This window comes from Halomonas urumqiensis (assembly GCF_003028575.1).
Lineage (GTDB): Bacteria > Pseudomonadota > Gammaproteobacteria > Pseudomonadales > Halomonadaceae > Halomonas > Halomonas urumqiensis.
The window spans coordinates 1,613,435-1,629,813 of sequence record NZ_PYUD01000001.1; the positions used below are offsets into that span (position 1 = coordinate 1,613,435).

The window sequence follows — 16,379 nt, forward strand, 5'->3', positions numbered from 1 at the left end:
GTTGTCACTTGCCTTCGCGCTCTAGGTTCGAGCGCGCAGTCGGTCGCCAGGGCGCTTGGCCGGCACTGCATCGAGTATCAACCGTTGGCCTGAGCGAATCGCCTGGAAATGACGTCCCTTTGCCCGCGCGATCAGCATCACGCCAAAGCGCTCGGCGAGTTCCACACCCTTCTGGGTCACCCCTGAGCGCGACACCAACACACTGATCCCCATCTGCGCCACCTTCAGCACCATCTCGGAAGTCAGCCGCCCTGTGGTGTAGAAGATGTCGGCAAGGCGCTCTTCGTCGCCGGCAAGACCCAGCCACTGGCGCCCCGCCAAGGTATCCACGGCATTATGCCGCCCGACGTCCTCGACGAAATCCAGCACCTCCGCCTGATGACACAGCGCACAACCATGCACGGCACCGGCACTCTTGTATGTCTCGTTGTGGGCACCGAGATTCTCGAGCAGTGAGTAAAGCACCGACTGCTGCAGCGGGGTGTCGGGCAGTGTCTGCTTGGGAATCGAATCCAGCAGGCGCCCGAACACTGTGCCCTGGCCACAGCCGGTGGTGACAGTGCGCTGCCCCAGCCGCTCCTCGAGATCTTCCGGCAAGCGCCGGGTGACCACCGCGGCGGCTTCCACGTCCCAGTCGACGTGAACGGCGACAAGGTCTCGCCTGCTGCCAAGCAATCCCTGGTTGCGCAGATAGCCCACGACCAGCGCCTCGGGGTCTGCACCGAGGGTCATCAAGGTCACGATCTCACGCTTGTTGAGGTAGACAGTGAGTGCCCGTTCCGCGGCGATGGCCTGCGGGTGAATGTCACCGAATTCATCGAGCACCTCGATGGTCAAGGTCGCAGGCAGGCGGGCATGGCTCAATTGGACATCCGACATCCACGGCTCCTGGAAAAGCGTTGATTGCTGATCATGGCATTCCCTCCAGCAACTGTCTTTACTGAGATCGTCGTTACTAAGTTTGTCGTGACTGAGATCGTCGTGACTAAGATCGTCGTTATCGGAATGCCCACCAAGGCGAGCAGTGCACCCATGTCGCACACCAACAGTCTTCATACGCTCAGCTTCGATGTCGAGAGCGAAACACGACACGCCAAGGGCTTCACGTCCACCCAGTGGCGAATCATCCATTTGATGCCCGGCGATGCAGGGCCTATCACACTTGACCTGCAACTCTACCTGACCGAACGAGCGGCCTACCGCTTCAATCTCAGTGCCGGAATGCCTCAGCTGTTCGTGCGTTGCGGCGAGAGCGGCCAGCCACCAATGCCTTCCGCCATCTCGGCAAGCCAGGACGTGGCGGCGTCATGGCTGGATGGTGAGCAGCAGGTTCTCGAGGTCGAAATGCCACTGGCCATTCAGGTCTGGCTCGAAGCCTACCTGGCACGCCATGGTGAAGCCCCGGACGAGGGCCGCAAGAAGAAGCGCAAGGGGGCGGGTCGCGCCAGGGAGATTTCCTCATGAGCCGTGTAAGCCGCTGGTCGAAGCGCAAGCTCGAGGAGCGTGACACGCCTTCCCACGCTCACCAACCCGACGTATTGGACGACAACGTCGTGCAGGCAGAGCATATGCACGAGGCGGATTTGTCGGTGCATGAGGAACTCACCGACCCTCCCCCGCCCGGCAGTCTGGACGAGACGCTTCCGGCGCCTGAGACGTTGCCTGCGGGAAGCGACTTCAAAGCCTTCATGGCGCCGGGTGTCAGCGACGCCCTGCGGCGCCGTGCCCTGCGGCGCATGTTCTCTGCAGGGCATTACGGCATCCGTGATGGCCTGGACGACTACGACGACGATTATCGCCAGACGCTCAAGCCGTTGGCCGGCGAACTCGCCCAACGCCTCAGGCAGTGGACGAAGACGCTGGATGACCCCGAAGTTGCTAGCGAGCAAGAAAGTGAAGGAGCAAGCGACGACGCCGATACTCCGGTGGAGTCGGCTTCTGAAAAGACGGTTTCTGAAGAAGAGCGGATGGCTCGGAACCGTGAGGCCATGAATGACGATGCTTGCACCGAACAAGCCAACCGCGAAGAAACCGCCATGGAGGAAACCGGTCTGGAAGAGCCAGGCCCTCTGGGGAAGCGTTAGACCAAGGGTGAACGGTGAAATCGCGATATATCCATACACTGAATACTTGATTATAACCACATAATAACAAAGTAAAACTCGACCGTGAGGTGGCATGAATCAACCAATCGATACGATGTCGGTGGATGAGTCCGTCAATCGTCAGGCACGCGAGTCCATGCGCCGCCAGGTATCCTGGCCGCTCAACCTGACCCCCTCGCATGTGGAATACACAAGCCAGGGTCATGCGTTGTTGATTGGCAATGAAGTCGATGTACGCCATGCAGCCCAACAGCTTCTGAAGCTCGGCCTGCCCTCTCAGACGCTGCTGTTCACCAAACCAGTCGACGCCGAAGACGCCGTGGTAGCAGACGCCGTGTTGGCCGAGACACAGCATCTTGCCTGCCATGCACTGGATCATGAGTCGGTCTCGCGGCTGAGCATTGCCGGCTATCTCGGCGCTTTCAGGGTCCAACTCGACCAGCCCGGTGGCAGCGTCAACCTGGCTCGAGCACTTGCCAACCGTGATCACTTCGACCAGATACTCGACCTTGGCAACACGCCCTCGCTCGCCCTGGAATTGCCACCCCCCGGATACCTGGCCGTATTGGCAAGCGCCCCCGACCTCGCCACCCGGCTCGAGGACTTTGCGGGCTTGGTAGGTGAGTTCGACAAGCCACGCTATTTCCAGATCAATCATGAGTTGTGCGCCCACTCCTCCAGTGGTAACACCGGGTGCACTCGTTGCCTCGCGGTATGCCCCGCCGATGCGATCCAGAGTCACCAGGGCAGGGTCCAATCCCGAATCGAGATCGACCCCTACCGCTGCCATGGTGTAGGCAGTTGCTCGAGCGCCTGTCCGACAGGGGCGATCTCGTTCCGCCTGCCAGAGACACAACGCCAGCAGGATACCCTGCTTGCCTGGCTCGATGCCTATCGTCAGGCCGCTGGCACACTGCCGGTGATTCGCTTCGCCACCTCGGAATATCTCGACGGTGACAGTGCCCCGGCTGGCCATGTCATCGACATACCGTTGGAGGAATTGGGTTCCGCGGGTCACGACCAGTGGCTGACGGCACTGGCGGGAGGGGCGGCCGAAGTACGGATACAGCGCCACCACGACATGCCCGAGATACTGCAGGCTTTCATCGACGCCGAACTGTCCCAGGCTCATGCCCTGCTCGCCGCGCTAGGTCACGACACACGCCGGGTGCAGTGGCTCGAGGTCGGCGATACTGATGCGCGTGATGCGCTGCCGACGCAGTTGCCGCTCGCCTCGATTGGAGGTTCGCTTGAAGGCACCAGTAAACGCCAACGCCTGAACCAGGTGCTCGATCACCTTGCCGAACAGGGACGACAGGATGGCCAGCGCCATGCCCTGCCCGCCAGTGCCGCCCATGGCGATATCGCGGTGGACACTCAACGCTGCACCCTGTGCATGGCGTGTGTCGGCAACTGCCCCACGCCTGCCCTCAAGGCGGGAGAGGACAGCCCCCAGTTGAGCTTTCTTGAGGCGGATTGTGTGCAGTGCGGCCTGTGCGCCGAGGCATGCCCGGAAGACGCCATCACCCTGCACCCCGGATTTCTGGCTGCCCCCTCAAGACACCACAGGGAGGTTCGTCATGCGGAGGCGGCCTTCGACTGCATCCGCTGCGGCAAGCCTTTCGCCACGCAAAGCACCATTGCCTCGATCAAGACCAAGCTTGCCGACCACCCCTACTTCAGTGGTGAGGCGATGTCGCGCCTGGAAATGTGCGAGGACTGCCGGGTCAAGGATGTGTGGCGTGAAATGGCCCGAGACCCTGAAGCGCAACTGAAGGTGTGAACCGATGAACGATACCGCCACACATCTGTATGCGTGCGAACTCGACGACACCCGTGCCTTGAGGGTCGATATCTATCGATTGCTGGCGGGTCTGCTGCGAGCGGCACCTGACCGGGATCTGCTCGACTGGCTTGCCTCGCTCGAGATAGACGATCCCTCGAGCTCCCTGGCTCCCCACTGGCAGGCGCTGGCAGGGGCCGCAAATGACACTGATGTCGAGACACTCAAACGCGCTCACTTCCGCCACCTTGTCGGGGTCATCCAGGGCGAGGTGGTGCCTTATGCTTCCTGGTATCTCAACGGCGAGCTGATGGACATGGCGCTGGTGAACCTGCGCCGAGACCTCACGGCGCTCGGGATCGAGCGCAGCGATGCCACCCGTGATCCGGAAGACCACCTGGCGGCTCTCTGCGAGGTGATGGCGCTGCTCATCGAGGCTCGCTCAGCGGATGACGCCCGGTTCTTCATGACGCATATCGCCCCCTGGGCGACGCGCTTCCTGGATGACCTGGCGAGTGTCGATACCCCCTTCTATTCGCGGCTTGGTCGACTAGGCCGGGCCTTCATCGACAAGGAAGAGGCGCTCTCAGCCAATCAGGCGGCGCATGAACCGGTCAGGCTCGTGGAGCCCTGACACAGCAGGATGAAGATCATGACCACGACAATAACGCCACCCCATGGCAACACCGTGATCGAGGAGTCCCCGATGGAACAGGCACGCAACCCCCAGCGCCGTCACTTTCTCAAGACACTTGGTGTGGGCACGGCGGCTGCGGGCACCGCGGCGGCAATCGGCCACGTCACTTTCGTGCACGCCGAGAACGAGTCGAAGCCGGTCGCCGATACCTCGCGCAGTTACCACGAAACCGACCACATCCGTTCGTTCTATGCCACCTTGCGTGACTGACGGCTAGAAGCCAGGAGAACTTTGCCATGCGTCTAACAAGAAAGAGCGAGGCAGCCAAGGCACCCGGTCTGGGCATTTCCCGCCGCCAGTTCCTCAAGCGCAGCGGGGCCGCCAGCGGTGGCCTGGCGGCGGCCGGTTTCATGGGCGCGCCCATGATGCGCCGCACCGAGGCCGCCGACAAGACACCGGTACTCGACTCGCCCGTCGAGGTGAAACGCACCATCTGTTCCCACTGTTCGGTGGGCTGCGGTACCTATGCCGAAGTCCAGGAAGGCATCTGGACCAAGCAGGAGCCGGCCTTCGACCATCCGATCAGCCGCGGTGCGCACTGCGCCAAGGGGGCATCGCTTCGCCAGCACGGTCACTCGAGCCGTCGACTCAAATATCCGATGAAGCTCGTTGGTGGCGAATGGCAGCGAATGAGCTGGGATGATGCCATCGAAGAGATCGGTGACAAGGTGCTGTCGCTGACCGAGCAGCACGGCCCGGACAGCATCTACTGGCTCGGTTCGGCCAAGTTCAACAATGAACAGGCCTACCTGATGCGCAAGTTTGCCGCGCTTGCCGGCACCAATAATACCGATCATCAGGCGCGCATCTGTCACTCCACCACCGTGGCCGGGGTAGCCAATACCTGGGGTTACGGCGCGATGACCAATTCGCTCAATGACATGCAGAACAGCAAGGCGATCATGTTCATCGGCTCCAACCCCACCGAAGCGCACCCGGTGGCCATGCAGCATATCCTGCTTGCCAAGGAGCGCAGCCAGGCACAGATCATCGTTGTCGACCCGCGCTTCACGCGTACCGCCGCCAAGGCGGATAGTTATGTGCGCATCCGCCCCGGTTCGGATGTCGCCTTCATCTGGGGCCTTCTGTGGCACATCTTCGAGAACGGTTGGGAAGATAGCCAGTACATCGACCAGCGCGTCTATGCCATGGATGAGGTGCGCGCGGAAGTCGCCAATTTCTCACCGGCGGAGGTCGAGCGTATCACTGGCGTACCTGAAGCGCAGATGCTCGATACCGCACGTCGGCTGGCCGAAAACCGGCCTGGCTGCATCGTCTGGTGCATGGGTGGCACCCAGCACACCACCGGCAACAACAACACCCGTGCCTACTGCATCCTCGAGCTTGCGCTTGGCAATATCGGCAAGTCGGGGGGTGGCGCCAACATCTTCCGTGGTCACGACAACGTTCAGGGCGCCACCGACCTCGGCCTGATGTCGCACTCGCTGCCAGGCTACTATGGCCTGGCCGAGGGGGCATGGGCGCACTGGGCGCGGGTCTGGGATCTCGATCTCGACTGGCTCAAGAGCCGCTTCGACCAGACCGAATATGCCGACGGCCAACCGATGTACAGTAGCGGCATCACGGTGTCCCGCTGGGTCGATGGCGTGCTGGAGCAGGAGGACGCGATCTCCCAGCGAACCCAGCTCAAGGCCATGTTCTACTGGGGCCATGCGGTGAACTCACAGACCCGCGGCCCGGAAATGCAAAAGGCCATGCAGCAGCTCGAGATGATGGTGATCGTCGACCCCTACCCGACGGTGGCCGGCGTCATGCACGGTCGCACCGACGGGGTCTACCTGTTGCCGGCGGCCACCCAGTTCGAGACGACCGGCAGCGTCACGGCCACCAACCGTTCGATCCAGTGGCGCGACAAGGTCATCGATCCGCTGTTCGAGGCCAAACCCGACCACGAAATCATGTACCTGCTCTCACGCAAGCTGGGCTTCGCCGAGGAGCTGTTCAAGCACATCGAGGTCAACGGTACCGAACCGCTCATCGAGGACATCACCCGCGAATTCAACCGCGGCATGTGGACCGTGGGTTACACGGGCCAGAGCCCCGAACGCCTCAAGGAGCATCAGCAGAACTGGCACACCTTCAGCTTTCGCACCCTGCAGGCCGAGGGCGGCCCATCCGATGGCGACTACTATGGCCTGCCCTGGCCATGCTGGGGGACCGCCGAGATGGGCCACCCCGGCACCCCGATCCTTTACGACACCAGCAAGCCAGTGTCCGAGGGGGGGCTGACCTTCCGTGCGCGTTTCGGCATCGAACGCAACGGCGAGAACATTCTCGCCGATGGCGTGTTCAGCGCAGGCTCCGAGCTCAACGACGGCTATCCCGAATTCACCGATAGCATGCTCAAGGATCTGGGGTGGTGGGAGGATCTCACCGAGGAGGAGCGCGCCGAGGCGGAAGGCAAGAACTGGAAGACCGACCTCTCGGGCGGCATCCAGCGCGTGGCCATCCAGCATGAGTGCGCGCCCTTCGGCAATGCCAAGGCACGCTGCAACGTCTGGACCTTTCCCGACCCGATCCCCAAGCATCGCGAGCCGCTCTACACCAGCCGACGTGACCTTGTCGAGGACTACCCGACCTGGGACGACGTGGCATCGCACTACCGGCTGCCCACGCTCTACAAGACGATCCAGGACGAGGACACCTCGGAGCGCTATCCGATCATCCTGACCTCGGGCCGCCTGGTCGAGTACGAAGGCGGCGGCGAGGAGACGCGCTCCATGTCATGGCTTGCCGAACTTCAGCAGCAGATGTTCGTCGAGATCAATCCGGCTCTGGCCCATGACCTCGGCGTCGCCGATGGTGACATGGTGTGGGTCGAAGGCGCGGAAGGCGGTCGGGTTCACGTCCAGGCGCTGGTGACCCCACGGGTCTCCCGCGAGGTGGTGTTCATGCCCTTCCACTTCGGCGGCATGTTCCAGGGCGAGAGCCTGCATGACCGCTACCCCGAAGGAACGGCCCCCTACGTGCTTGGCGAAGCGGCCAACACCGCGACCACCTATGGCTACGACACCGTGACGCAGATGCAGGAAACCAAATGCACCCTGTGTCGTATCGAGAAGGCCAGCTGATTGCGCCCGTGCTCCAGGAGATTCCCATGGCTCAAATGAAATTCATGTGCGACGCGGAACGCTGCATCGAGTGCAACGGCTGCGTCACCGCCTGCAAGAACGCCAATGAAGTCGAATGGGGGGTGCAGCGGCGGCGTGTCGTCACCCTCGATGATGGCGAACCCGGCGAAGTGTCGATCTCGGTGGCCTGCATGCATTGCGATGATGCGCCTTGCATGGCGGTCTGCCCCACCGACTGCTTCTACAAGACCGACGACGGAATCGTGCTGCACGACAAGGACCTGTGCATCGGCTGCGGCTATTGCCTCTACGCCTGCCCGTTCGGCGCACCTCAGTTCCCCAAGCAGAATGCCTTCGGCGAACGCGGCAAGATGGACAAGTGCACCTTCTGTGCCGGCGGTCCCGCCGAATCGAAGGAGGAAGAATACGAGAAGTACGGTGCCAACCGAATCGCCGAGGGCAAGCTGCCACTGTGTGCCGAAATGTGCTCCACCAAGGCACTGCTGGCGGGGGACGCGCAGACCGTTGCCGACATCTTCCGCGAGCGGGTGGTGAGGCGCGGCCATGCCGATGGTGCCTGGTCTGGCAACCCGCTCGCGGATGCCGACAACCTCGCCTACGACGCCACCCAACAGGGGTAAGGAGGCCAGCATGTCCATGACCAACTCGGGGGCATCGCTGTGGCGAATGATGCTGCTGGCCCTGCTGCTGCTGGCGGGGCTCGGGCTGACACAGCCCGCACTCGCCCAGGCCGATCCGGACCGCGAGGCCGCCACCGCAGTGGGTGGCGTCTCGCCGGATACCTGGCGCCAGGTGCGCAGCGGCGAAACCGGCCCCAACTTCCGCGACAGCCGCAATGACTCGCGCTACAACCTGGTGAACGCCGCGGGACAGACCTGGCGTGAAATCCGCAATCATTGGGTCACGCCCTTCGGGCTGATCGCCATCGGCGGCATGCTGGCGATGATCGTGATCTTCTACCTGATCTTCGGGCGCAAGACCCTCGACGAACGACCGACAGGACGCAAGCTGTTGCGCTGGTCGCTGGTGGATCGGTCGCTGCACTGGACCGTGGCCAGTCTGTTCATCATTCTGGCCATTTCAGGGCTCAACATTCTCTACGGCAAGCTGATATTCCGCTCGCTGTTCGGGGATGCGGTGTGGGGCGCGATGATCTCGGCCTCCAAGGTGGCGCACAACTACCTGGGGCCTCTGTTCGGGATCCTGCTGATCATCATCCTGGCGCGTTTCCTGAAGCATAACCTTCCCAAGCGTCACGACCTCGAGTGGTTCAAGAAGGGAGGTGGCCTGGTGGGCAAGGGCCATCCAGATGCCGGTTTCGCCAATGCCGGCGAGAAGGTCTGGTACTGGCTGCTGGCGAGCGTGGGCCTTGTCGTGGTGATCAGCGGTTTCGTGCTCGACTTCCCGAACTACGGTCAGGCCCGTGACACCATGATGTGGGCCAATGTCATCCACGCAATCGGTGCCCTGGGGCTTACCGCTGTTGCCGTGGGCCATATCTATATCGGCACGCTGGGCACCGAAGGGTCACTGGAAGGCATGACCACAGGATACGTCGACGAGAGCTGGGCCAAGGAGCACCACAACCTGTGGTACGACGAGGTCAAGGATCAGGCGGTCGACGAGCAACAGATCGAGCGCGACACTTCCTCGAGTGGCGACCCGGCGTCCGGTCGACCCGGAGAAGCCTGAGCCACGCGCTTCTGCCACACCTTCATGACACCGCTCACGGGCGGTGTCTTTTGTTATTCTGGTGACAAGTATTCTAGTGGCAAGCCAAACCCACGCTAACCCATTCCGATCCAACCCCCCGGAGATACGTCATGCAGCATCTCGACGACACAACCCGTACCGAACTCGAAGCCGCCGCCTTTCGTCGACTGCTCAAGCACCTCGACAATCGCAAGGACGTGCAGAACATCGACCTGATGATCCTTGCCGATTTCTGCCGCAACTGTCTCTCCAAGTGGTTGGTAAGCGCCGCCGAGGAACGTGGCGCCGAGCTCGATTACGATGCCGCCCGGGAGTATGTCTACGGCATGCCCTACTCCGAATGGAAGCAACACTACCAGCAAGAAGCGACCCCCGAACAGATGGCGGCCCTGGAGGCGCACCAGGCGCGCAAGAAGGCCGCGCAAGAGGGAAACAACTGAGATGGCTGATACGAAGATCGATGAGATGATCCCCCTCAAGGTGGCCGTGCTGACTGTCTCGGATACCCGCACCGAAGCCACCGACCGCAGCGGCCAGAGCCTGGCAGAAATGCTGACGGGGGCTGGGCATCGACTCGCCGACAAGCGGATCGTGCCGGACGATGTGTACCGCATTCGCGCCGTGGTGGCGGCATGGATCGCCGACCCCGAGATTCAGGTGGTCCTGACCACCGGTGGCACTGGCTTCACTGGCCGAGATTCTACGCCCGAGGCCGTCTCGGTGCTTCTCGACAAGCGCATCGAAGGTTTTGGCGAGCTGTTTCGTCAGCTCAGCCATCAGGAGGTGGGCAGCTCGACCGTGCAGAGTCGCTGTCTGGGCGGACTGGCCAATGCCACCGTGGTGTTTTGCCTGCCAGGTTCGACGGGTGCTTGCCGTACTGGGTGGAATGGCATCCTGGCCGAGCAACTCGACAGCCGGCACAAGCCGTGTAATTTCGCGAATCTGGTGATTCCCGAGAGAGGCCAGCATGGATGATCTGCAACCCGTCGAGGTTGCACTCACCGCACTGCTCGACGGTGTACAGGCACTACCTGCGCACACTCTGGCCTGCGCCTCAGCCGCTGGACGGGTGTTGGCCGAACCGGTTCACGCCCGCCTCGATGTGCCGCCTTTCGACAACAGCGCGATGGATGGCTATGCCCTGCGCCATACCGATGCCGGCCAATGGTTGCCGGTCAGCCAGCGCATCGCCGCAGGCAATCCCGCAAGCCCGCTGTCGCCCGGCAGCTGCGCACGTATCTTCACCGGTGGCGAAGTGCCAGCGGGCGCCGATTGCGTGGTGATGCAGGAGCGCGTCACCCAGCGAGGCGACCAGGCACTGATGCCTGCTGATATCCCCGAAGGCGATAACATCAGGCGCCGCGGCCGTGATGTCCTGGCGGGAGACGGATTATTGCCGGCAGGCCAGCGTCTCGAGGCGGCCGCCCTTGGCCACCTGGCGGGCCAGGGCATCACGGAGGTTCGCCTACGCCGCCGTCCGCGAGTCGCCCTGCTCTCCACCGGTGACGAGATCGTCGACCCGGGTGAGTCGCTGGCTCCCGGTCAGATCTACAACTCCAACCGCCCCATGCTGCGCCGACTGCTCGAACGCTTCGGAGCCGAACTGGTGATGATCGAACGCGTACCCGATTCCGCTGAGGGAACTCGCGCGACCTTGGCACGCGCCGCGCAGGAGGCCGACCTGGTGGTGTCCACCGGGGGCGTCAGCGTAGGCGAGGAAGACCATGTCAAGGCAGCGCTGGAGGCGCTTGGCGAGCTCGACATGTGGCGGCTGGCGATCCGCCCGGGCAAGCCCCTGGCCCTGGGCCGCTTGCCATCGGCAAATGGGGGGCAGGCCCGCTTCGTTGGGCTTCCCGGCAATCCGGTATCGAGCTTCGTCGGCGCCTGGCTGTTCCTGCGGCCATTGATGGGCGCGCTGCTAGGTTGTCCGGCCCTTGCAACCTTGCCAATGCTCACCGCGCGAGCCGGTTTCGCCACACGCACCGGCCCACGCCAGCACTACATGCGTGTCGCTCTGGAATTCAGCCCAGAAGGCATCTTCGCCCACGCGTTTCATGATCAGAATTCCGGAGTGCTGTCATCGTGTATCGACGCCGATGCGCTGGCGGTAATCCCCGTCGATTCACGCATCGAAGTGGGCGATGCCATCACGTGCCTGTGGTTGCACTGCGACTGATAGGGGACTCAGCGAATCATGGCAAGCGTTGGGGCACTTCCAGTGCCTCGTTGACCTCAGGCCACAGGTGGCGAAATCCGTCCTCGAGTCGCGGATACTCGGCTTCAAGCCAGGGCACCAGACCCGCCAGGTGATTGGGCCCGGTGAGCCTTCGACCGATCCCCTGGATGGCCCGGCAGGTAAACGCGAAATCGGCATAGCGGTGCAGCCAGTCCTGCTCGACGAGCACCGGCATCATCGCCGCCAACCGATTAGGCGCCGGGCGTGAATCGAGCAGAGTGTAACAACGCGCGACGAGAGGTGAGTGCTGGCGGCCAAGATCAAGCTCTCGGGCCAGAAAGTGATCCCAGACCAGATCCAGGGCGATGGGTGTATAACGTCGCTTCAGGCGAGGCGCGCGCTGGCGCAGGTCGATGATGACCGGATGACCGTCGACGAAGGCATCAACGCGACGGTGGTGACGTATCCCCAGCGCCACCTCCTCTGGCCATGCGGAGAGGTCGCTGCCCTTGACGCCATCGGCGATCAGGTTTCCATACAGGAACTCGTCGCTGCCCCCTCGGGCGAGCCAGGCATGGGCCAGGAAATTCATGGATAGTCAGTCATGAGTAGTCGGTCATGAGTCATCGGTCATGGAGGGTCGTTGTCCATCACAGGCAGTTGGCTGGCTTGGGCAGCCCGGCGAGCCGCGCCGATACCTTGGCTGGGCTGCCGGGAAACAGGCGCATCAAGTGAATCGAGCGCCCTTTCTCCGGGCCAAGTTCCCTGCCCACTGCCTTGACCAGTGGGCGCATCGCCGGGGCCTGCTCGTAGCGGGCATAGAACGCCCTGAGTACCCCGATCACCTCCCAATGTTCGGGCGTCAAGGCGATCCCCTCCTGTTCGGCCAGGCATTCGGCTACAGCAGGCGACCAGTCGGAAAGCTCGACGAGATAGCCCTCAGGATCAAGCGCCACCTCATTTCCCCCGACCCGCAGATAGTGATCAATCGTCGTGCTCGCCATCAGTACCAGCTCACCGTGCGTTCGGCTTCCTCGGTAAGCTCGACGAAACCATCGACATCCACCACCTGCACGCTGGCATCGCATTTCCCCGCAAGCCCTCGGGCAACCAGATCCTCGCGCAAGGCAAACAGGCGCCCTTCCAGAGCCTCGAAGTGACGTACGAGGGTCGGTAATGCTCCTTGAACGCCATCCTCGATCAAGAGCAACCGATCCTCGGTACCCATGGTGGCTATGGCCTGGCGATAGACCAGGCTCGACAGCGGCGAGCGGTTCAGGATATGCAGCAACATGGAATATCCTCCAGGCGCCAGGCCATTCATGGAGACATGGCGCCAGGCATGTAACGAGTGGAAAGCGAACGTGCGCCGGGTTCAAGACAGTCAGTGGTTCAGAAGGTCAACACCAGCCGGTGAACCTTCGGTTGCACGGCCATTGCCGAGGAATCGAGTACCTCGACCGGCAACATCAGGTCCCTCGGGGCAAGACCCAGACCTGCCAGGCCCTCGCCATCCACCAGCAGTCTGTCGATATCATACATCTCGAGCATCTGAAGCGTCGCTGCGGTGCCCTTCTGGCCGAGTGGGCCCACTTGCTGATCCCTGACCAGTGCAGATATCCCTTCACCCATGAACAACAGGGACACGTCTCGACCGAATGCGGCGGCGACAAGGGCCGCATCAAGCCCTTCACGAAGCAAGCTGGATCCATGCGGGCCATGGCGCAGGATGACCAGCAGGTCGCCATGGTAAGGGGGTACATCGGTCATCGAGTCATCTCCATGCAGCCGTATCACCTGGATCTCAGGGGCCAAAGGTGACCAAGCGATCACAGCCCAGACCAAGGTCGACAAGCTGGCCAAGTCCGGTCAACTCGAAGGGCGCCTCGACACTGTGGCCCTGCTTGCCATGACGTGTGGCTTCGCGCTCATCCATCAGGCCGCGCCTCAGTGCGGCGGCAATGCATACCATCAGCGGAACGCCCTGCTCGGCGTTGAGCCCCACCCATCCATCCACCAGATGGGGTTCATCCTGGGGTGGCGCCATCAGTCGCGCCGCATTTTGCACCCCATCATGATAGAAGAACACCCCCTCCAGCCGATGCCCCCTGGCAAGCACTGCCCTGGCAAAGCGCAAGGCGGAGTGCGCAGCCTGGGCACTATAAGGCCCACCCAGCAACAGAATGGCATAACGCATGATGGTGCAACCTCCCAAAACAAGTTGGCCCCGCCGAGGCGGGGCCAGCTACTGCCAACGGCGAGTGTCAGTCGCTACTCATGATACCCAGCAGCGACAGCAGGCTGATGAAGAGGTTATAGATAGAGACGTAAAGGGTAATGGTGGCGAGGATGTAGTTGGTCTCACCGGCCCGGTGCACGATCTCGCTGGTCTGGTAGAGAATCGCCGCCGAAGCGAACAGCACGAAGCCTGCGGATACCACCAGCATCAGTGCGGGAATCTGGAAGACCAGCCCGGCCACCATGGCCAGAATCAGCACGATGGCCCCGGCCATGAGGAAGTTGCCGAGGAAGCTGAAATCCTTCTTGGAGATCAACGCCACCGCTGACAGGCCGACGAAGGTCAGGCCGGTCATTGCCAGCGCGTTCATGATCAGCGCGGCCCCGTTGGGAAGTGCCAGGTAGGCGCTGAGAATCGGCCCCAGGGTGAACCCCATGAAACCAGTGAAGGCGAAGGTGGCTAAAAGCCCCATCGCCGAGTTGGCGGTCTTGTGCACCAGAAACATCAGGCCGTAGGCACCGATGAAGAATACCAGGATATTCATCCTCTCGATGCCCATCGCCATGGCGCCACCCGCGGTCACGGCGGAAAACAGCAATGTCATGGCCAACAGACCGTAGGTGTTGCGCAGCACCTTATTGGTGCTCACCGCCTGTTCTTGCTGACGGGTCAACTGAGTGTCTTGGTAAGCCATTGATCGAAAGCTCCCTGTGTGAATTATGTACGTCTGGACCTAGCATGCCGACTCGAAGTTCCCGACGCAAGACATTGTCGAGTCGACTCTCAACGCTCATTCCTCCCTAGTGTGGGCCCAAAGCCGGGATATTGCGATACGCTTGGCACCCTCGCATACTTCATCGCCCGCCGCCATGAGAGCGGCGTGATCGAGCCACAGCACTTCCTGCGCATCGCTTGCAGCCACGCCACGCCCCGAGCGCCAGTGCAGCTCAAGTATCACCAGCACGAAGTGAGACAGCAACCGACCACGTTCATCACGCTCGATCATGTCCAGCACCTCGAATACCTCACCTGCCCTGCCGCGGATTCCGGTTTCCTCAGTCAGTTCACGCTCTACCGCCTCGGCAACGGTTTCGCCTGGCTCGACCTTGCCACCCGGGAACGCCAGTCGACCGGCATTGGGTGGCCTGGCACGGCGCACCATCAGCACCTTGCCCTGGTGAACCAGCGCCGCCGCCACCGCGGGCATCGGGTGAATCATCGACGCATCGACATCTTCAGGCATGTTCACTACTGACTGCTAACACATTGATCCCCTGCACATTGATCCCCTGCTACTCTTGACCCGGCGAGGAAAGCTGGTAATATGCCGACCCGTAAGCCGGAGGGATGGCAGAGCGGTTGAATGCACCGGTCTTGAAAACCGGCAAAGGTGAAAGCCTTTCCAGGGTTCGAATCCCTGTCCCTCCGCCACTTGAATTCAGAATCAAGCGCCTAAAGGCGCTTTTTTCGTTTCTAGCCAGGGCTTTTCTGCCGGTCCCGATTCTGTCGGCCACGTCTCACGACTCTCACGTCTTCTCCTCTCCAGGTGGCATTCCCATGGCGCAAAAGGCAACCGTTCACAAGGTCCAGCTCCAGGTCGCCGACATGGATCGCCACTACTACGCGGAGCACTCCTTGACCGTGGCACGCCATCCATCGGAAACCGATGAGCGGATGATGCTCAGGATACTGGCCTTCGCATACCATGCCGATGACGCCCTGACCTTTGGCCGCGGGGTAAGCAGCGACGATGAACCAGACCTCTGGCACAAGGATCTTACCGGCGACATCGAACTGTGGATCCAGCTTGGCCAGCCCGATGAAAAGGCCATCCGGCGAGCCTGCGGCAAGGCTCGCCATGTGATCATCTACACCTACAGTGGGCATGGTGCGGCGATATGGTGGCAACAGTGGGGAGACAAGCTGAACCGTATCGATAACCTAAGTGTAGTGAATGTCCCGGTCGCTTCCGTACAAGCGCTGGCTAAGCTCTCGGCGCGCAACATGACACTCAACGCCACTCTCATGGATGGGACATTGTGGCTTGCCGATGATCACCGTTCGGTGGATGTCAGCCTGGAGGTACTCAAGGCAGTTTGAAATATTGTGACAGCCTAAGGATACAACACGAGGCGCTGTTACTATGCGGCGACTTGGACGGCACAACCGTCCAGCGGAAACGCCCGGCCACACCGGCCAGGCAACCTCACCCTCACCAGGAGTCTCGAATGGGTATCATTTCGTGGATCGTCTTTGGCCTCATCGCCGGTATTCTGGCCAAGCTCATCATGCCGGGCAAGGATGGCGGTGGCTTCATCATCACCACCGTGCTTGGGATCATCGGCGCTGTGGTAGGCGGATGGATCAGCACCTTCTTCGGCATGGGCGGTGTTGATGGTTTCAACATCGGCAGTATGGTGGTGGCTGTCGTTGGCGCGCTGGTAGTGCTGTTCATCTATAATCGATTCGTGCGCAATTGACGCCACGCAATAGTGCTATACCAGGTGAACAAAGAGCCGGCGGACTGCCGGCTTTTTGATGCTTCATCCCAAG

Annotated in this window: 21 protein-coding genes and 1 tRNA gene; 14 read left to right on the plus strand and 8 right to left on the minus strand. The window is 61.8% G+C overall.

From position 1 onward, the window contains the following. Nucleotides 1-21: 21 nt before the first annotated feature. A complete protein-coding gene (locus tag C6V82_RS07055) occupies nt 22-879 on the minus strand; it encodes a formate dehydrogenase accessory sulfurtransferase FdhD (RefSeq protein ID WP_102588992.1) in 858 nt (285 codons plus the stop codon). A 153-nt stretch (nt 880-1,032) separates the two neighbouring features. Between C6V82_RS07055 and C6V82_RS07060 the strand changes: the two genes are divergently transcribed. The 11 genes from C6V82_RS07060 to C6V82_RS07110 all read left to right on the plus strand — a co-directional run bounded on the left by C6V82_RS07060 (nt 1,033) and on the right by C6V82_RS07110 (nt 11,587). Continuing rightward, a complete protein-coding gene (locus tag C6V82_RS07060) occupies nt 1,033-1,464 on the plus strand; it encodes a DUF3305 domain-containing protein (protein WP_102589035.1) in 432 nt (143 codons plus the stop codon). Continuing rightward, entirely contained in the window at nt 1,461-2,084 is a 624-nt protein-coding gene (locus C6V82_RS07065; RefSeq protein ID WP_102588991.1) for a DUF3306 domain-containing protein, read from the plus strand. The genes C6V82_RS07060 and C6V82_RS07065 overlap by 4 nt, the downstream gene beginning before the upstream one ends. A gap of 94 nt (nt 2,085-2,178) precedes the next feature. Further along, nucleotides 2,179-3,888 (plus strand): 4Fe-4S binding protein, encoded by a 1,710-nt coding sequence (locus C6V82_RS07070; RefSeq protein WP_102588990.1) that lies wholly within the window; start codon nt 2,179-2,181, stop codon nt 3,886-3,888. Between the two features lie 4 nt (nt 3,889-3,892). Continuing rightward, nucleotides 3,893-4,522 (plus strand): TorD/DmsD family molecular chaperone, encoded by a 630-nt coding sequence (locus tag C6V82_RS07075; RefSeq protein ID WP_102588989.1) that lies wholly within the window; start codon nt 3,893-3,895, stop codon nt 4,520-4,522. Between the two features lie 18 nt (nt 4,523-4,540). Continuing rightward, a complete protein-coding gene (locus C6V82_RS07080) occupies nt 4,541-4,795 on the plus strand; it encodes a twin-arginine translocation signal domain-containing protein (protein WP_229842992.1) in 255 nt (84 codons plus the stop codon). 26 nt (nt 4,796-4,821) lie between these two features. Continuing rightward, nucleotides 4,822-7,677, plus strand: a complete 2,856-nt coding sequence (locus tag C6V82_RS07085; RefSeq protein ID WP_102588987.1) for a formate dehydrogenase subunit alpha — start codon at nt 4,822-4,824, stop codon at nt 7,675-7,677. 26 nt (nt 7,678-7,703) lie between these two features. Next, nucleotides 7,704-8,318, plus strand: coding sequence for a formate dehydrogenase FDH3 subunit beta (fdh3B, locus tag C6V82_RS07090; protein ID WP_102589034.1), 615 nt, complete (start codon nt 7,704-7,706; stop codon nt 8,316-8,318). 10 nt (nt 8,319-8,328) lie between these two features. Continuing rightward, nucleotides 8,329-9,390, plus strand: coding sequence for a formate dehydrogenase subunit gamma (locus tag C6V82_RS07095; RefSeq protein ID WP_229842990.1), 1,062 nt, complete (start codon nt 8,329-8,331; stop codon nt 9,388-9,390). A 131-nt stretch (nt 9,391-9,521) separates the two neighbouring features. Then, nucleotides 9,522-9,851 (plus strand): DUF1244 domain-containing protein, encoded by a 330-nt coding sequence (locus tag C6V82_RS07100; protein WP_102588985.1) that lies wholly within the window; start codon nt 9,522-9,524, stop codon nt 9,849-9,851. Nucleotide 9,852: 1 nt separating this feature from the next. Further along, nucleotides 9,853-10,386 (plus strand): molybdenum cofactor biosynthesis protein B, encoded by a 534-nt coding sequence (moaB, locus tag C6V82_RS07105; protein ID WP_102588984.1) that lies wholly within the window; start codon nt 9,853-9,855, stop codon nt 10,384-10,386. Continuing rightward, a complete protein-coding gene (locus tag C6V82_RS07110; protein ID WP_102588983.1) occupies nt 10,379-11,587 on the plus strand; it encodes a molybdopterin molybdotransferase MoeA in 1,209 nt (402 codons plus the stop codon). The genes moaB and C6V82_RS07110 overlap by 8 nt, the downstream gene beginning before the upstream one ends. 16 nt (nt 11,588-11,603) lie before the next feature. On the opposite strand, the gene C6V82_RS07115 is transcribed toward C6V82_RS07110, so the two are convergent. From C6V82_RS07115 to C6V82_RS07145, 7 genes are all read right to left on the minus strand, one after another. Next, a complete protein-coding gene (locus C6V82_RS07115; protein WP_102588982.1) occupies nt 11,604-12,179 on the minus strand; it encodes an acyl carrier protein phosphodiesterase in 576 nt (191 codons plus the stop codon). A 58-nt stretch (nt 12,180-12,237) separates the two neighbouring features. Continuing rightward, nucleotides 12,238-12,591, minus strand: a complete 354-nt coding sequence (locus tag C6V82_RS07120) for a TusE/DsrC/DsvC family sulfur relay protein (protein WP_102588981.1) — start codon at nt 12,589-12,591, stop codon at nt 12,238-12,240. Continuing rightward, on the minus strand, nt 12,591-12,881 hold the full coding sequence (gene tusB / locus C6V82_RS07125; protein ID WP_102588980.1) for a sulfurtransferase complex subunit TusB: 291 nt from the start codon (nt 12,879-12,881) through the stop codon (nt 12,591-12,593). Before tusB ends, C6V82_RS07120 begins: the two co-directional genes overlap by 1 nt. Nucleotides 12,882-12,979: 98 nt before the next feature. Then, nucleotides 12,980-13,357, minus strand: coding sequence for a sulfurtransferase complex subunit TusC (gene tusC / locus C6V82_RS07130; protein ID WP_102588979.1), 378 nt, complete (start codon nt 13,355-13,357; stop codon nt 12,980-12,982). A 34-nt stretch (nt 13,358-13,391) separates the two neighbouring features. Then, complete coding sequence (gene tusD, locus C6V82_RS07135; protein ID WP_102588978.1) at nt 13,392-13,784, minus strand: sulfurtransferase complex subunit TusD; 393 nt, start codon at nt 13,782-13,784, stop codon at nt 13,392-13,394. A gap of 67 nt (nt 13,785-13,851) precedes the next feature. Beyond that, on the minus strand, nt 13,852-14,520 hold the full coding sequence (locus C6V82_RS07140; protein WP_102588977.1) for a Bax inhibitor-1/YccA family protein: 669 nt from the start codon (nt 14,518-14,520) through the stop codon (nt 13,852-13,854). A gap of 96 nt (nt 14,521-14,616) precedes the next feature. Beyond that, the gene (locus C6V82_RS07145; RefSeq protein WP_102588976.1) at nt 14,617-15,069 is read right to left on the minus strand and encodes an NUDIX hydrolase; all 453 of its coding nucleotides are present in this window, start codon (nt 15,067-15,069) and stop codon (nt 14,617-14,619) included. Nucleotides 15,070-15,167: 98 nt separating this feature from the next. Between C6V82_RS07145 and C6V82_RS07150 the strand changes: the two genes are divergently transcribed. The 3 genes from C6V82_RS07150 to C6V82_RS07160 all read left to right on the plus strand — a co-directional run bounded on the left by C6V82_RS07150 (nt 15,168) and on the right by C6V82_RS07160 (nt 16,306). Beyond that, nucleotides 15,168-15,257, plus strand: a tRNA-Ser gene (locus C6V82_RS07150). A gap of 126 nt (nt 15,258-15,383) precedes the next feature. Further along, nucleotides 15,384-15,926, plus strand: a complete 543-nt coding sequence (locus C6V82_RS07155; protein ID WP_102588975.1) for a YaeQ family protein — start codon at nt 15,384-15,386, stop codon at nt 15,924-15,926. Nucleotides 15,927-16,054: 128 nt separating this feature from the next. Next, nucleotides 16,055-16,306, plus strand: a complete 252-nt coding sequence (locus C6V82_RS07160) for a GlsB/YeaQ/YmgE family stress response membrane protein (RefSeq protein WP_102588974.1) — start codon at nt 16,055-16,057, stop codon at nt 16,304-16,306. Nucleotides 16,307-16,379 lie beyond the last annotated feature (73 nt).

What these genes read in the sequence shown, in the direction of transcription:
- C6V82_RS07110 (WP_102588983.1), top strand. Translation starts at nt 10,379, where the DNA reads ATGGATGATCTGCAACCCGTCGAGGTTGCACTCACCGCACTGCTCGAC.
- C6V82_RS07120 (WP_102588981.1), bottom strand. Translation starts at nt 12,591, where the DNA reads ATGGCGAGCACGACGATTGATCACTATCTGCGGGTCGGGGGAAATGAG.
- C6V82_RS07085 (WP_102588987.1), top strand. Translation starts at nt 4,822, where the DNA reads ATGCGTCTAACAAGAAAGAGCGAGGCAGCCAAGGCACCCGGTCTGGGC.
- C6V82_RS07160 (WP_102588974.1), top strand. Translation starts at nt 16,055, where the DNA reads ATGGGTATCATTTCGTGGATCGTCTTTGGCCTCATCGCCGGTATTCTG.
- C6V82_RS07060 (WP_102589035.1), top strand. Translation starts at nt 1,033, where the DNA reads ATGTCGCACACCAACAGTCTTCATACGCTCAGCTTCGATGTCGAGAGC.
- tusB (WP_102588980.1), bottom strand. Translation starts at nt 12,881, where the DNA reads ATGTTGCTGCATATCCTGAACCGCTCGCCGCTGTCGAGCCTGGTCTAT.
- C6V82_RS07055 (WP_102588992.1), bottom strand. Translation starts at nt 879, where the DNA reads ATGTCGGATGTCCAATTGAGCCATGCCCGCCTGCCTGCGACCTTGACC.
- C6V82_RS07095 (WP_229842990.1), top strand. Translation starts at nt 8,329, where the DNA reads ATGTCCATGACCAACTCGGGGGCATCGCTGTGGCGAATGATGCTGCTG.
- C6V82_RS07155 (WP_102588975.1), top strand. Translation starts at nt 15,384, where the DNA reads ATGGCGCAAAAGGCAACCGTTCACAAGGTCCAGCTCCAGGTCGCCGAC.
- C6V82_RS07100 (WP_102588985.1), top strand. Translation starts at nt 9,522, where the DNA reads ATGCAGCATCTCGACGACACAACCCGTACCGAACTCGAAGCCGCCGCC.
- tusD (WP_102588978.1), bottom strand. Translation starts at nt 13,784, where the DNA reads ATGCGTTATGCCATTCTGTTGCTGGGTGGGCCTTATAGTGCCCAGGCT.
- C6V82_RS07075 (WP_102588989.1), top strand. Translation starts at nt 3,893, where the DNA reads ATGAACGATACCGCCACACATCTGTATGCGTGCGAACTCGACGACACC.
- tusC (WP_102588979.1), bottom strand. Translation starts at nt 13,357, where the DNA reads ATGACCGATGTACCCCCTTACCATGGCGACCTGCTGGTCATCCTGCGC.
- moaB (WP_102588984.1), top strand. Translation starts at nt 9,853, where the DNA reads ATGGCTGATACGAAGATCGATGAGATGATCCCCCTCAAGGTGGCCGTG.
- fdh3B (WP_102589034.1), top strand. Translation starts at nt 7,704, where the DNA reads ATGGCTCAAATGAAATTCATGTGCGACGCGGAACGCTGCATCGAGTGC.
- C6V82_RS07080 (WP_229842992.1), top strand. Translation starts at nt 4,541, where the DNA reads ATGACCACGACAATAACGCCACCCCATGGCAACACCGTGATCGAGGAG.
- C6V82_RS07070 (WP_102588990.1), top strand. Translation starts at nt 2,179, where the DNA reads ATGAATCAACCAATCGATACGATGTCGGTGGATGAGTCCGTCAATCGT.
- C6V82_RS07145 (WP_102588976.1), bottom strand. Translation starts at nt 15,069, where the DNA reads ATGCCTGAAGATGTCGATGCGTCGATGATTCACCCGATGCCCGCGGTG.
- C6V82_RS07115 (WP_102588982.1), bottom strand. Translation starts at nt 12,179, where the DNA reads ATGAATTTCCTGGCCCATGCCTGGCTCGCCCGAGGGGGCAGCGACGAG.
- C6V82_RS07140 (WP_102588977.1), bottom strand. Translation starts at nt 14,520, where the DNA reads ATGGCTTACCAAGACACTCAGTTGACCCGTCAGCAAGAACAGGCGGTG.
- C6V82_RS07065 (WP_102588991.1), top strand. Translation starts at nt 1,461, where the DNA reads ATGAGCCGTGTAAGCCGCTGGTCGAAGCGCAAGCTCGAGGAGCGTGAC.